1 protein-coding gene is annotated in these 1,499 nt (G+C 70.7%); it reads left to right on the forward strand.

Translation table 11 applies throughout. The features are described from left to right. On the forward strand, nt 1-1,499 hold a 1,499-nt coding region (locus tag NLI84_RS18815), incomplete at both ends, for an acyltransferase domain-containing protein (protein ID WP_255992364.1).

A 1,499-nucleotide genomic window follows, 5' to 3' on the forward strand; every position in this document is an offset into this window, starting at 1 on the left:
GGCAGCGAGACGATAGGGTATGTGGAAGCGCACGGCACCGGGACGGAGCTGGGTGACCCGATCGAAGTATCGGCACTGACCCAGGCCTTCGCCGCCACCGGCCAGCCGCAGGCACAAGGCTGCGCACTGGGCTCGCTCAAGAGCAATATGGGCCACCTCAACGCCGCCGCCGGCGTGGCCGGGCTGATCAAGACCGTGCTGTCGCTCAAGCACGGTCAGCTGCTGCCCAGCCTGCATTACCGCACCCCCAACCCGAAGATCGATTTCGCCAGCAGCCCGTTCTACGTCAACACCACGCTCCAGCCGTGGCCGCGCGGCGCACATCCGCGCCGCGCCGGGGTCAGCGCGCTGGGCATCGGCGGCACCAATGCCCACGTGGTGCTGGAAGAAGCACCGGCCCAGGCGGCAAGCGGCCCCTCGCGCAGCTGGCAGGTGTTGCCGGTGTCTGCCCGGGACGAGACCGCGCTGATCCAGGCCCGGCAGCAACTGGGCCAGGCGCTGCAGGAGGATCGCGATACGGTGCTGGCCGATGCGGCCTACACCCTGGCATTGGGACGTCGCGCGTTCTCCCGGCGCAGCGTGCTGGTGAGCGACGACCGGGATGCGGCCGGCCAGGCGCTGCGCGACGGCGACAGCGACTTGCTGTTCCAGGGCGAAGCCGGCGCCAATCCGCGACCGGTGGTGTTCCTGTTCCCGGGTCAGGGCGCCCAGTACGCCGGCATGGCGCAAGGGCTGTACCAGGAAGAGCCGGTGTTCCGCGACCAGGTCGACCGGCTGTGCAGCGGCATCGTCGGGGCACTGGGTGAAGACCTGCGCCATAGCCTGTTCCCGGCCGCGGGCGAAGAAGCCGCAGCCCAGGAACGGCTGCAGCAGACCTGGCTGACGCAACCGGCACTGTTCGTGATCGAGTACGCGCTGGCCCAGCTGTTGCAGCACTGGGGCATCGTGCCCGCCGCGATGATCGGCCACAGCGTTGGCGAATACGTCGCCGCCGCCGTGGCTGGCGTGCTGCGGCCGGAAGACGCGCTGGCCCTGGTGGTGGAACGCGGCCGGCTGATGCAGCAATGCGCACCGGGCGGCATGCTGGCCGTACCGCTGTCCGAGGCCGAGCTGGCCGGGGAGCTGGTCGACGGCCTGACGCTGGCCGCGCAGAACGCCCCGCAGCTGTCGGTGGTGTCCGGCCCGCATGCTGCGCTGGATCAGCTGGTGACCCGGCTGGAAGTGCGCGGCATCGAAGGACGCCGACTCAAGACCTCGCATGCCTTCCACTCGGCGATGATGGAACCGATCCTGGCCGCGTTCCGCGAGCGGGTCGCCGCCACCCCGCGTGCGGTGGCCCGGATTCCCTACCTCTCCAACCTGACCGGCGACTGGATCGAACCCAGCCAGACCGCCTCACCCGACTACTGGGCGCAGCAGCTGCGGCAGGCGGTGCGCTTCAGCGCCGGCGCCGAGCGGCTGCTGGCGGCGGAGCCGGAGGCGGTGCTGCTGGAGGTGGG

It is taken from the genome of Chitinolyticbacter albus, assembly GCF_024437655.1.
In the GTDB taxonomy this organism is placed as follows: Bacteria; Pseudomonadota; Gammaproteobacteria; order Burkholderiales; family Chitinibacteraceae; genus Chitinolyticbacter; species Chitinolyticbacter albus.